The sequence below is a fragment of the Pseudoduganella sp. R-34 genome, from assembly GCF_049904655.1.
Classification (GTDB): domain Bacteria; phylum Pseudomonadota; class Gammaproteobacteria; order Burkholderiales; family Burkholderiaceae_D; genus Rugamonas.
This window is the reverse complement of record NZ_CP184572.1, coordinates 1824188-1837847: the sequence shown is the minus strand read 5'-3', so window position 1 is coordinate 1837847 and position 13660 is coordinate 1824188. Positions and strand designations below refer to the sequence as shown.

General features: G+C 64.5%; 7 protein-coding genes. 3 read left to right on the top strand and 4 right to left on the bottom strand.

All coding sequences use genetic code 11. The features are described from left to right. Position 1: 1 nt before the first annotated feature. Together ACN9MW_RS08535 and ACN9MW_RS08530 are read right to left on the bottom strand one after the other, a co-directional pair. Positions 2-811: a carbon-nitrogen hydrolase family protein gene (locus tag ACN9MW_RS08535; RefSeq protein WP_426169779.1), complete on the bottom strand. Its 810-nt coding sequence runs from the start codon at positions 809-811 to the stop codon at positions 2-4. Further along, on the bottom strand, positions 808-4971 hold the full coding sequence (locus ACN9MW_RS08530; protein WP_426169777.1) for a YhdP family protein: 4164 nt from the start codon (positions 4969-4971) through the stop codon (positions 808-810). Before ACN9MW_RS08530 ends, ACN9MW_RS08535 begins: the two co-directional genes overlap by 4 nt. 101 nt (positions 4972-5072) lie before the next feature. On the opposite strand from ACN9MW_RS08530, the gene glnE reads away from it, so the two are divergent. Together glnE and ACN9MW_RS08520 are read left to right on the top strand one after the other, a co-directional pair. Further along, positions 5073-7802 (top strand): bifunctional [glutamate--ammonia ligase]-adenylyl-L-tyrosine phosphorylase/[glutamate--ammonia-ligase] adenylyltransferase, encoded by a 2730-nt coding sequence (gene glnE, locus ACN9MW_RS08525; protein ID WP_426169774.1) that lies wholly within the window; start codon positions 5073-5075, stop codon positions 7800-7802. Between the two features lie 121 nt (positions 7803-7923). Further along, complete coding sequence (locus ACN9MW_RS08520) at positions 7924-10788, top strand: TonB-dependent receptor plug domain-containing protein (RefSeq protein WP_426169772.1); 2865 nt, start codon at positions 7924-7926, stop codon at positions 10786-10788. Here ACN9MW_RS08520 and ACN9MW_RS08515 read toward each other — a convergent pair whose 3' ends face one another. Next, positions 10789-11367: a glutathione S-transferase family protein gene (locus ACN9MW_RS08515; protein ID WP_426169770.1), complete on the bottom strand. Its 579-nt coding sequence runs from the start codon at positions 11365-11367 to the stop codon at positions 10789-10791. It abuts the gene before it with no gap. 92 nt (positions 11368-11459) lie between these two features. Between ACN9MW_RS08515 and ACN9MW_RS08510 the strand changes: the two genes are divergently transcribed. Further along, positions 11460-12428, top strand: a complete 969-nt coding sequence (locus ACN9MW_RS08510; RefSeq protein WP_426169768.1) for a helix-turn-helix transcriptional regulator — start codon at positions 11460-11462, stop codon at positions 12426-12428. A 197-nt stretch (positions 12429-12625) separates the two neighbouring features. Here ACN9MW_RS08510 and gap read toward each other — a convergent pair whose 3' ends face one another. After that, positions 12626-13636 (bottom strand): type I glyceraldehyde-3-phosphate dehydrogenase, encoded by a 1011-nt coding sequence (gap, locus tag ACN9MW_RS08505; protein WP_426169765.1) that lies wholly within the window; start codon positions 13634-13636, stop codon positions 12626-12628. Positions 13637-13660: the final 24 nt, after the last annotated feature.

Below are 13660 nucleotides of genomic sequence, written 5' to 3'. Positions count from 1 at the left end.
TTTAGAGGATTCGGTGCTTCAGCGCTGGCAAGCTCTCGCGCACGCCGTGTACGAAGGCCGGGTCCAGTTCCCCCGTCACGACGCCCTCGCCTTCCGCCAGCACAGCCTTGACCTCGCCCCACGGGTCGATCAGCATCGAATGGCCCCAGGTACGGCGGCCGTTGACGTGCGTCCCGCCCTGCGCGGCAGCCAGCACATAGCACTGGTTTTCGATGGCGCGGGCACGCAACAGGATTTCCCAGTGCGCCTTGCCGGTGGTGTAGGTAAAGGCTGCCGGCACCACGATCAGGTCGAGCGGGCCCATGGCACGGTACAGCTCGGGAAAGCGCAAGTCGTAGCAGACCGACATGCCGACCTTGCCCACTGCCGTCTCGACCGTGCCGACAGCCTTGCCCGGCACGATGGTGCGCGCCTCGTCATAAGACTCGTTTCCCTTAGTGAAGCCGAACAGGTGGATCTTGTCGTAACGGCCAACATGCTTGCCCTGCGGATCGTAGACCAGCGTGGTATTGATGACACGTTCGGGATCGTCGGACGCCAGCGGCAGCGTGCCGCCCAGCAGCCAGATGCCATGCTCGCGCGCCATCGCCGACATGAAGTCCTGGATCGGGCCCTTGCCCAGCGCCTCCGCCCTGGCCACCTTGTCGCTGTCGCTCATGCCCATGATGGCCCAGTATTCCGGCAGCAGCACCAGCTTGGCGCCCTGGGCGGCAGCTTCGCCGATCAGGCGGGCGGCGGTGGCGATATTCTGTTCCACCACGGGGGTGGATACCATCTGGATCGCTGAGACCTTATTGGCTACATTCGTCATGGCGTCGGCTCCTTCGGATTTTCGATCTTGGTGATGACGGGGGCCTTCCACGGCCCGGTCACCTGCATCTGGTAGGTCAGCGCCTTCATTACCGGCGCGCTGAGGAACAGCTGCGCCAGGTAGCTGCCGAGGCCAATCACCGGGTTGACTGCCAGCGCGTACACCAGCGGCGCCGTACCCAGGTTGACCTGCGGGATCACCACCACGCGCAGGTTGGTCGATTCATTGGCGATGTCGGCCGAGCCGTCCATCAGCACCGTGGCCTGCACGCCGTGCATCTTCAGGTTATCGGTCTTGACGATGCCTTGGTTGATGGTGGCGTTGGCGGTGATGCCGTCGAATTGCAGGCCTTCCGAAAACACGTCGTTGAAATCGAGCTTGAGCAGGCGCGGCAAGGCTTGCAGGCTCAACACGCCGAGCAGCTTGGCGGCGCCCGGGTCCTGCTTCAGGAACTGGCCCTTCTCCACGTTCAGCGCCAGCGTGCCGGACAGGCTGGGCAAGTCCATATGGTAGGGCAAGCCCTTCCAGGCGATATCGCCGCTCAGCTTGCCCTTGCCGTTGCGCAGCGTGTCCTTGAAGCCGAAGCGCTCGAGCAGCTTGCCGGCGTCATGGATATCCATATTGAAGTTGAGCGAGGTGTTGTGCTGGCCATCCTTGCTCTGCCAGCGGCCGGTGCCGTTCAATTCACCATCGGCATTGACCAGCGACAGCTTGCTGATGCGCCATTCGCGTGCGGATGTGATCAGCGCGTTGTAGGCATGCAGTTCGAGCTGGCCCAGAGGGCGGTTGAACCATTCCAGGCGCTGCACCTCGATATCCAGCGCCGGGATGGTCGGTGCATTGGTCGAACTTTCCAGCAGATCCTTGACTTCCGCCGCCTGCGATTCGGGCACGATCAGCGACGACAGGCGTGCGGTGACCTTGCCCACGCCCTTGCCGGTCGGCGATTCGTTCCAGGTGATGTAGCCGACCGCCTGCTGCGAATCGATGCTGGCCTGCCACACGCCCTTGCTGTGGGTGACGCCGGCCACCACGTTATCGAGCTTGCGCTCTCCGACTATCAGCTCGGCAGCACGCGCGGCCATGGTTTCCGGCACCACGTACTGCGAGATATCAGCGCCGTCGGCCGCGTCGTGGGCGGCCGCTCCAGCGGCCGGCTCATGCTCGTCCTTGCCGGCGATCTCGGCCGCCAGGTCGATCCAGTCATCCACGTTCAGCGACTTCAGGCTGGCATTGATCATCATTCCGCTGTCCGGTTCCGGCGCCGGCAGGTTGACGCCGATGCCGCCGTTGACCAGCTTCCACGGGCCTTTGTTGACGCGCTGGCGATGGTAGCGCGCTGCGTAGGCGCTGCCCAGCGTCACGCGGATATCGTCGCGCGCCACGCCCTGCTCGTTGGCGCTGCCGCCGTTGAGCTGGAAATGCAGCGGCATGCTGTCGGCCGCGGCTTTCTTCAGCGGCGCCGGGAAGTCCAGGCTCGCCCCCTGCATGCTCGAATCGATCGCCACTTCGTACTTGTGGTCCCGAGCCGTGACCAGCCCGCTGAACCTGGCGCCGCCGCCAAGGTGGTTGGCAAGGCGCTGCACCGCGGCGTTCGGGTACTGCTTGCGCAACCCGTCCACGGTCGCCGTGCCGCCCAGGCGCACCTGGATGCTGCCATCCTTCTGGCTGCCGCCGCTCACCGACAGCGGGCCGCCCAGCAAGGTGCCGGCGAGGTTGTTCAGGTTGACGCCCTTCTCATTGAATTCGATCTTGCCGGTAGCACCGGCCACGGTTGGCATGTCATGCCACAGCAGCACGTCGTTGCCCTGCAGTTGCAGGCTGCCCTGCACCCTGGCGTCGATGATGTGCGACAGCGGCAAGTGCAGGCTGAGCGCCAGCCTCGCATTGCCGCTGGCCGTGGTTTCCTCGGTGAAGTGGCCGATCCACTCCAGCACCGGGCTGGCCGTGACGTACTTGAGGAAGTCCTGCATCGCGCCGGCAGCCGTGCCGTCGATGTCGAGCATGCTGTCGTGGGTGCCCAGGTCGGGAATCACCGCCTTCACATTGGAGAGCGCGACGCCCAGGGTGCGTGCGGTGTCGGCCTTGATCTCCATGCGGGCGCGGTCGAACACGATGCTGCCGCGGATCTTTTCCGCCAGCGGCCAGACCGGAGTCTTGCCATCCTTGGCAAAATAGCCCGGTTCATAGTTGAGGCGGCCGTCCACGATGCGGCCTGCCACGCGGAATTCGCCCTTGGCCTTGTCCGGCGAGCCCTCCTTGAACGGGAAGTGCGACAGGTCGCCGCGCAGGCGCAGCGAAGTCTCCTGCAGCATGCCGTCTTCCAGCGCGCCCACCAGCCACTGGCGGGTGTGCTCCGGCGTCTGCTTCGGCAGGTAGCGGCCGATGCGGTTGATGGTGAAGTTGTCGATGCTGCCGGTGAAGTCGGACACGCCGGGGCCTTTGGCGCCCGGGCCACGCGGCAAGCTGTGGCTGCCGGCCAGCCTGAGGTTCATGCCCTCCTGCACCAGGTCCAGCTGCTCCAGCTTGAGCGCGAGCTGCCTGGCATCGGCCAGCGACCAGCTGCCGTTCAGCTTGAACTGCTCGAATTCCATTGGCTCGTCGTCGAACCAGGCCGGCATCGCCAGCGTGAAGCCGGGCGCATCGAAGGCCACGCTGCCGCCCTGTTCGCCGGCTTCGACATGGCCGCTCAGTTTCGCGAAGCCGGGAATGTCGGGCAGCGCCGGCATCGGCAGGGCCTTGGCCGAACGCGGCACGGCGGGACGCGCAGCCAGCGCCTCCATGCCCAGCGCGTCCAGGTCCGCCTTCAGCTTGTAGTCCCTGGCTGCCGACAACGGGCCGCGCCATTCAGCCACCAGGTTGCGCACGCGGCCGCGCGGCGCAGCTTCCGCCAGCAGGTCGCGCTGCACTTGCGGCAGCGGCAGGCGGGTGGCCAGTTCGGACAGGATTTCCAGGTCCAGCGCGGCAGCCTTGACTTCGGTCCAGGACGGCTGCTGGGCGGCCGTCACGTGGCGTGCCGAGGCGGTGGTCGGCGCCAGCTCGACGCCGTCGCGCGTGCGCAGCGTCACGTCTTTCAATTCCAGCGAGCGCGTGATGGCAGCCGGCGTGCCGGGCGTGGCCACCAGGGTGGCGGCATGTTCCTCGCTGGCGGTCACGCGCCCGCGCAGGGCCGCAACGTCCAGCTGCGGCAAATCCTTGCCCAGGGTGGCCACCACATTGTCCAGTGCGACGTCGGCCGTGATGGCCGCCGGGCGCGCATTATCGATGCTCAGCCAGGCCCGCACGCCGCCGCTGGCGGACTGCACGTCAAGCTTGCCGGGCAGGTAAGGCTTCCAGCCCGCCAGGTCGGCATGGCGCAGTTCCGCATACACCTCGCCCTTCCAGTGCTTGACGTCCGAAATACGGGAAAACGGCTGGTGGCTGAAATCGGCGCGCACATCGAGCGGCGCCGCCATCGCGGCCGGCGGCGTGGCCTTGAAGGCAAACTGGTGGCGGCGCCACTTGTTCAGCATCAGGGCCGTGACATTCTCGAGCTGCAGTGGCGCGCTGCCGCGCTGCAGGTCGGTCCAGACGATGCGGCCGTCGCGCACCACCACCTCGCGTTGCGACAGCAGCCAGTCGGCGCTCTTGCCATCGCCCTTCTTTTCCAGGTCGATGTAGATGCCGGCGGCGTACAGCTTGCCATCGGCCTCGCGCCGCACGGCGACTTCGGGGCGGTGGAATTCCAGCGATTCAAAACGCAGGCCGCCGGCCGGCACGCTCCACCACGACAGCGTGGCCGACACGCTCGGCAGGTGCAGCGCCTGCTGGCCGCGCGCGTCACGCATGACCACGTCGCCCAAAATCAGTTGCGGGCGCAGGCCCTTCCAGGAAGCGTAGATGCGGTCGATCGCCACCGGGTTGCCGACCGCCTGGGTGGCCAGGCGTTCGATGTCGGGCTTGTAATGGTCGATATTCGGCAACACCACCCAGCGCAGGGCCAGGAACACGATGGTGAAGGCGAAATACAGCAGCAGCACCAGCTTGATGGTGAAGCCGAGGACGTGATGGGTAGCCAGGTTCCAGAAGCGATAGGCGGCCTGCAGGCGATGCCAGCGCTCCTTGAGCGGGGCCTCGACTGCCTCGATCTGCTCTACCAGGTTGTCCTTCAATACGCTCAAGCCAGGCCCTTATCAATACAGCATTTTACCGCACTGCCCCGTTAAACTATGTTCCAATAGGCACGGTTTCGCAGGCTTTTTACACTCTCTAACATCTGTCAATGAGCACTTCCGCACTCGTTTCCGCATCCCGCTTTTACCAGCGCTGGCTGGCTGCCGATCCCTCCCGCCAGGGCAAAATAGATGCTCTAGCGCAATTATCGCTTGCCACGCTGAACTTTGCCGATGTTTTGGCAAACGAGCAGGGCGACCTGCCGCTGGCACGCGGCATGCGCCGCCTGCGCAACCTGGTGCTGGCCACCCTGATCCGGCGCGACCTGGAGGGCAAGGCGGACCTGGACGAAGTGGTCACCACCATGACCAGGCTGGCCGACTTCGTGATCGAGCGCCACCTGGCCGAGCTGGACGCGGCCATGCGGGCAGCGCACGGCGTGCCGATGGGCGCCGAATCGGGCGCAGAGCAGCACTTGATGGTGCTGTCGATGGGCAAAGGCGGCGGCGGCGAACTGAACGTGTCGTCCGACATCGACCTGATCTTCGTCTATCCGGAAGACGGCGAAACTGCGGCCGGTGCCGGCCAGCGCCAGCTCTCCAACCATGAGTATTTCGTCCGCCTCGGCAAGCAGCTGATTGCCGCTATCGCGGAAATCACGGAAGACGGCTTCACTTTCCGGGTCGATATGGCGCTGCGTCCGAACGGTGCTTCCGGCCCGCTGGCGGCCAGCCTGGGCATGGTGGAAAACTACCTGATCGTGCAAGGCCGCGAATGGGAACGCTATGCCTGGGTCAAGGCGCGCGCCGTCACCGGCCGCGCGCAAGACATCGCAGCCCTGGACGCCATCGTGCGCCCGTTCTGCTTCCGCCGCTACCTCGATTTCGGCGTGATCGACGCCATCCGCTCCATGCACGCCCAGATCCGTGCCGAGGTGGCGCGCCAGGAAAGGCTGCACCCGGAACGCAGCCACAACGTCAAGCTGGGCCGCGGCGGCATCCGCGAAATCGAATTCCTGGCCCAGGTCTTCCAGTTGATCCGCGGCGGGCGCGATCCCGAGCTGCGCGGCCGCTCCACGCGCGGCACCTTGCGCCAGTTGCCGGAAAAAGGCTTGCTGGGCGCCGACGTGGTCGCACGCCTGATGGACGCCTACACCTTCCTGCGCAATCTCGAGCACCGCCTGCAATACCTCGACGACGCCCAGACCCACACCCTGCCGCCGAACGAGGCCGACCGCCTGGCCGTGGCGCAGATGATGGGCTTGCCTGACGTCGCCACCCTGCTGGCTGAAATGGATTCCCGCCGCCAGTACGTCGCCGAGCAATTTGACGCCATCTTCGCCGACAAGAGCGGCAACGGCAGCGAAGATGTCGATCCCGCCACCAGCAATGAATGCGCCGATCCCGATAACCGCGAAGCCATCGAAGCACGCTTTGCCAGCCTCGGCTACGAAGACCCGGCCGCCGCAGCCCAGCGCCTGATCGCCACCTGGCAAGCACCCAAGCTGGCCACCCTGCCCGACGCCAGCCGCCAGCGCCTGGTGGCCCTGGTCAACGCCGCCCTGCCGCAGATCGCGCGCGCCGCCGAGCGCAACAGCGCAGGCAACCAGCTTGGCACGCTGGGCCGCCTGCTCGACTTCCTGGAAGCGATCTCACGCCGCTCCTCCTACCTGTCGCTGCTGACCGAATACCCGCACACGCTGGAACGCGTCATCACCATGATGCACGCCAGCGGCTGGGCCGCCAAATTCCTGACCCAGCACCCGATCCTGCTCGACGAGCTGCTGGACGACCGCATCCTCAGTGCCACGTTCGACCCGGTTGCCGCGGCAGCCGAGCTGGAGCGCCAACTGGCCACCGCCCCCGGCGATACCGAGCGCCAGCTCGACATCCTGCGCGAAGTGCACCACGCCCAGTTGTTCCACCTGCTGGCGCAAGACCTGGCCGGCTCGCTGACGGTGGAAAAGCTGGCCGACCATTTGTCCGCCCTGGCCGACGTGATCGTCGCCGCCGTGGTGAAAGCCGCCTGGCAGACCGTTGCCAAGCGCCATGTGGAAGTGCCCAAGTTCGCCGTGATCGCGTATGGCAAGCTGGGCGGCAAGGAACTCGGCTATGTCTCCGACCTCGACGTGATCTTCCTGTTCGACGATGAAGACCAGGACGCGCCCGGCCTGTACGCCAAGCTGGCGCAACGCTTCATCACCTGGATGACTTCGCACACCCCGGCCGGGATCCTGTTCGACATCGACACCGCCCTGCGCCCGGACGGCGCCAGCGGCATGCTGGTATCGAGCGTCGGCTCGTTTGAAAAATACCAGCAGACTTCGGCCTGGCTGTGGGAGCACCAGGCCCTGACGCGCGCCCGCTTCTGTGCCGGCGACGCCGCCATCGGCCAGCGCTTCGAACAGATCCGCTGCCAGGTGCTGCGCAAGGAACGCCCCGACGCTGCCGCCCTGAAACAGGAAGTGCTGGCCATGCGCCAGAAAATGCGCGACGCCCGCCCCAACCGCAGCGAACTGTTCGATCTCAAGCAGGACGAGGGCGGCATGATCGACATCGAATTCATCGTGCAATACCTGGTGCTGCAGCACGCCGCACAATACAGCGAGCTGACCGGCAACATCGGCAACATCGCCCTGCTGCACCTGGCCGGCCAGCTGGGCCTGGTGGAGGCCACGCTGGCGGGCGCGGTGGCTGACGCCTACCGCGACATGCGCAAGTGGCAGCACCAGTTGCGCCTGCAAGGCCAGGACCAGTCCCGGGTGGCGCCGGAGAAAGCGGCATCGCACGCTAAAAATGTGCGCAAGCTGTGGGAATGTATCTTCTACACCACGCCATGAACACCGATTCAGGTGCATTTCAACCAAAATTATTGAGCTTATAACGTCTGCTTCCTAGATTGAAGCGTGCGGCCATGCGACACATGCATGGCCTTTGTGCAACATCTATGGGAGAACAATAGTGAAGCGAATCCTGCCGAAACGCAGTGTCATCGCAGTAGCCTTGACTCTGCCTGTATCGCCATTCCTGCTGGCTCAGGAAGCCAGCGACAAGCCCATCCCCAAAGTCATCGTGACCGGCTCGAACATTGCCCGCATCGAGTCCGAAACCTCGCAGCCGGTGCAAGTCATCCGCCAGCAGGACATCAAGCGCCTCGGCGTCAGCTCGGTCAAGGAACTGATGAACACCCTGACCTCGTCGGACCGTTCCGCCCTCACCGATGCCGGCGGCAGCAACTCCTTCGCCGGCGGCGCCTCGTCCGTGTCGCTGCGCGCCCTCGGCAAGCAATCGACCCTGGTACTGCTGAACTCGCGCCGCGTCGCACCTTATCCGCTGGCCGACTACAACGAGGTGTTCACCAACCTGGACTCGCTGCCGCTTGACGCCGTGGAGCGCGTCGAGATCCTGCGCAACGGCGGCTCGGCCATTTACGGCTCCGACGCCGTTGCCGGCGTGATCAACGTGATTACCCGCTCCGACTTCCGCGGCCTGACGGCCAGCGGCAGCTTCACCCGCTCCGTGGAGCAGCAAATGATACGCAACGGCACCGTCAGCGTGACCGGCGGCATGGGCGACCTCGACACCGACCGCTTCAACGTCCTGGCCAATATCGAGTACTACAAGCGCAACGGCGTGTTCTGGCGCGAAGTGGTGGACGATATCAACCCGACCTACGGCGACTATTTCGGCGCGCTGGCGCCGAAGAGCGGCCAGATGTTCGGCAACCGCGGCCTGCCTTCCACTTACAGTTTCCCGGGCAACCTGATCGGCCAGGGCCCGCTGCCAGGCTGCAGCACCCTGAATGCGGGCGGCCTGTGCATCTACGACCGTTTCAGCCGCTTCCAGGCCCAACCGGGTGCCGAACGTGTCAACAGCCTGATTTCCGGCCGCTTCAAGATCAATGAGGGCACCGAAGGGTTTGCCGAAGTCCTGTACTCGCACACCACTACTGACTACGGCGGTGCCTTCGCCACCTATGGTTCGACCAATCCGGTCGCCGTTTGGGGTGACCCGAGCTCAGGCCAGCAACGCAGCTTTTTCTCTCGCGGCCTGCCGGCCACCCATCCGCTCAACACCAGCGGCGAAGAGCTCGAACTGCGCTACCGCTTCGCCGATGACCCTTCCTACCGCAAGTCGACCAGCGACCAATACCGCGCGCTGGCCGGCATCAAAGGCACGCTGCCGAATAAATGGGATTGGGAGGCGGCACTGGGCGTGATGGGCGGCAAGACCAAGGACCGCAGCCGCGGCGGCTTCTTCAGCGTCAGCGGTTTCAGGCAGGTGATCGGCGAAGACCGCGACCCGGCGCTCTTCCCTGACGCGAACTTCTTCAACCGCGACTACAAGCTGGGCCAGATGAACTCGCCCGACGTGATCGCCAGGCTGTTCCCGGAAAACGGCTACGACGGCAAGATCACGCAAACCTTCATCGATGTGAAGGCTAACGGCCAGGCCGGCAGCATCGCCAATCGCCCGGTCAGTGTCGCGGTAGGCGGCGATGTACGGCATGAAAAGATCCGCATCATGCCGACGGCCAACTTGCTGGCGGGCGATATCGTCAGCAATGGCGCGTCGGCCGCCAATGCCAGCCGCACCAACGAGTCGCTGTTTGCCGAGGTCAGCCTGCCGGTATTGGAGAAGCTTGAACTGATCGGCGCCGCGCGCTACGACAAATTCCCTGGCTTTTCCGGCCGCTTCTCCCCAAAGGTGGCCGCACGCTGGCAAGCCGCGGAATCGTTCCTGTTGCGGGCGACCGTGGAATCCGGCTTCCGCGCACCGAACCTGACCGAGAGCGCACAATCGAGCAAGTTCGCCTTCGATAACGGCGTCACCGATCCGAAACGCTGCGACCAGGCACAGGCCCTGGCCAACGATTTGCGCACCCAGGCCGACGCGTTGCCGCCCAGCGATCCCAATGTTGCACTGCTGCTGGCGCGCGCCGACACGGTGGAAGGCAACGAATGCGCGGCCGGCGTGGCGTCCATCGTGCGCAACAACCCGAACCTGAAGCCGGAAACCTCGCGCAGCGCCACGCTGGGCTTCGTGCTGGAGCCGGTGAAAGGCACCTCGATTGCGCTCGATTATTTCCGTATCGAGCGCAAGAACGAAATCGGCTTGAAGAACACCTCCGAGCTGTTGTCGGCGGAGGACTCCCTGCCAGCGGGCACGATCACCCGCCTGCCCCTCGCGCAGGACACGACCTTCAGCGCCGCCGAACGCGCGACCTATGGCGTGACCGCTGGCCCGCTGGCCTCCACCAACGGCATGTTCGAGAACGTGTCGAAGACCAAGACCAGCGGCGTCGACCTGGGCCTGGCTTCGCGCTTCACGGTACCGGCCGGCCGCCTCGACATCAACGGCAATGCCACCTACCTGATCGACTTGCGCAACTTTGCTCCGACGCGCAATGGCGGCAGTTGGGGTGACAACCTGGCGGGCCGCTATAACTACTCCAAATTCACCGCCAACCTGATGGCGGCGCTGACCACCGGCGCCTACACCAACAGCCTGCGCGCAGTATATTTCAGCCCGCAAAAGCTGCAGGGCGACTACTTCGACGAGGAGTACACCAAGGAAGCTTGCGAAGCGAACGAATGGGGTTCGGGCGTATGCCGTGTCGGTTCCGAAGTGCGCTGGGACTACAACTTCGCCTATAACGGCATCAAGAACCTGACGCTGTCGGTGAATATCCGCAACCTGTTCGACCAGCGCCCGCCGCTGGACCTGAAGGCCGTCAACCGCGATGGCGGCGGCATCGTCCCGCAAAACCTGGATGACGTGGCCGGCCGCCGCATCCGCCTGACGGCAGAGTACCGCTTCTTCTGATCAGGCAGCCATGGGCAGCGCATCGGCCGATGCGCTGCCCAGGAAGCGGCCGCTGCTCACCGCCGGCCGCCGCGCTTCAATCGCATCGGCAAAGAAGACGGCCGGATCGCCATGCAGATCCGCCACATGGCGCTGCAACGCCGGATAAGCCGCCAGTTCCAGTCCCGCCTCGCGCTGCGCCCAGCGCACCACGGCCACCAGGCAGGCATCCGCCACGGTGCGCTTGCAGCCGTCAAGCCACTCCTGGCTAGCCAGCACTTCGTCCAGCGCGGCACAGGCCAGCGCCATGCGCGCCGGGCCGCCATCGAACCCTTCGTGCAGGTAATCCAGCAGCGTGTCGAGCTTGCGCGCCTCCGCCGTGCCGGCACGGTAGCCCAGCAGGTAGCGTTTCTGCTGGCCGATATGGCGCAGGATGCTGCGGCAATCGCGCAGCATCCTGCCGCCCGCCTGCATGACCGGCACCGGCAAGCCCGGCAGGTCGACCCGCACCAGCCGGTACGGCCGGCACAACCATTCAAGGGCGACGATCACGCTGAATGCACAGCCCTGCGGTGCGCCGTGGTACAGGATGGTTTCCATGTGCTTGCCTCATTGTTCTTGTTGGGGATGAGGCATTGTCTGACTAATATAGGACAATATCCGCCCTGATTTCGTGCAATGATTGCCACATCATGTCGAAACCCGCCATCAAAGCCCTCTCCATCCTCGAACTGCTGCAAAGCCAGCGGCAGATTTCCGGCGCCGACATGTCCGAGCGGCTCGGCATCGACCGCCGTACGCTGCGCCGCTACATCGCCATGCTGGAAGAGCTGGGCATTCCGATCACGGCTGAGCGAGGCCGCTATGGCGGCTACATGCTGGTGCCGGGTTTCAAGCTGCCGCCGCTGATGTTCACCAATGACGAGGCGTCCGCCGTAGCGCTGGGACTGATGGCGGTACGCTCGCTGCGCCTGGCCGATACCGCGCCCTCGGTCGCCAGCGCACAGGCAAAGCTGGAACGCGTGATGCCGCCAGCCCTGCAAGGCAGCGTGCAAGCCTTGCGCGAGACCGCGGTACTCGACACGCCAGAACAGCGCTGGACCTATTCCGGCGCCGCCCGTCCTGCCCTGACCGGCGAACTGACGGCGCTGGCACTGGCCGCGCAGACCCAGCACCGCGTGCGCTTCCGCTACACGCCGCAAGACGGTGAAGCCATGCAGCGCGAATTCGATCCTTACGGGCTGGTGTTCAGCCATACACGCTGGTATGTGGTGGGAATGTGCCGGCTGCGACTGGCAATCCGCTCGTTCCGGCTGGACCGTATTGCGGAGGTGAGCGAAACCGGTGCCGTGTTCGACAAGCCCGACAGCTTTGACGCCGCCGCGCAATTGCAGCACGCCATGGCGACCTTGCCGCGGCCCCTGCCGGTACAAGTACTGCTGCACGCGGACCTGGCCAGCGCCGCAAGGGAAGTCGGCCGCTATATCGGCCCGCTGGCGGAAGTGGAAGGCGGGGTGCGCCTGAAGACAACGACCACCAGCTACAGCTGGTTTGCGCGCCTGCTGGCCTCGTTGAATTTCGATTTCACGATCGAAGGCCCGGAAGAGCTACGCAACGCCGTGCGCGACGAAGCTCGCCGCCTCGCCCGCCTCGCAGGATAAATTCGGGGTCAGGTCTGTCATTTGGACAGCTAGCGCTATCCTTTGATGCCGATCAAGGAGCAAAAGTTGTGCGTTTCGCGTATTGATCAAGATCAAAGGATGTTCGTAGATGTCCAAATGACAGACCTGACCCCGAATTTGCGAATTTGAAAAAAAAAGCGCCCCGCAGGGCGCTTTCTTGTCGCTGAAGCCAGGAATTACTTGGCGCTCATCAGAGCGACGGTGGTGTCCAGCATGCGGTTGCTGAAGCCCCACTCGTTGTCGTACCAGGACGATACCTTGACCAGCTTGCCCGACACCTTGGTCAGCGTGGCGTCGAAGTTGGACGAGGCCGGGTTGTGGTTGAAGTCGACGGAAACCAGCGGCTCGGTCTGGTAGGTCAGCACGCCTTTCAGTGCGCCTTCCGAAGCTTCCTTCATGATCTTGTTGATTTCTTCAACGGTGGTGTCGCGCTTGGCGATGAAGGACAGGTCGACGATCGACACGTTGATGGTCGGAACGCGGATGGCGTAGCCGTCCAGCTTGCCGTTCAGTTCCGGCAGCACCAGGCCGACAGCGGCAGCAGCGCCGGTCTTGGTCGGGATCATGGACTGGGTGGCGGAACGGGCGCGGCGCAGGTCTTCGTGCATCACGTCGGTCAGCACCTGGTCATTGGTGTAAGCGTGCACGGTGGTCATCAGGCCGGTTTCCAGGCCGATGGCGTCGTTCAGCGGCTTGACCAGCGGGGCCAGGCAGTTGGTGGTGCAGGAAGCGTTCGAGATCACGGTGTCCGAAGCCTTCAGCACGCCGTGGTTCACGCCGTACACGACGGTCGCGTCAACGTCCTTGCCGCCTGGCGCGGAAATGATCACTTTCTTGGCGCCGCCTTTCAGGTGGGCCGAAGCTTTTTCCTTGGTGGTGAAGAAGCCGGTGCACTCCAGCACCACGTCCACGCCCAGCTCGCCCCATGGGATTTCAGCTGGATTGCGTTGCGCGAACACGCGGATCTTGTCGCCGTTCACGATCATGTTGTCGCCTTCCACCGTGACGGTGCCTGGGAACTTGCCGTGGGCGGTGTCGTAGCGGGTCAGGTGGGCGTTCGACTCGGCGTTGCCCAGGTCGTTAATCGCCACGATCTGGATGTCCTGCTTTTTGCCGCCTTCGTAGAAAGCGCGCAGGACATTGCGGCCGATACGGCCATAACCGTTGATTGCTACTTTGATCGTCATGCTGTTTACTCCTGATGATAGAAA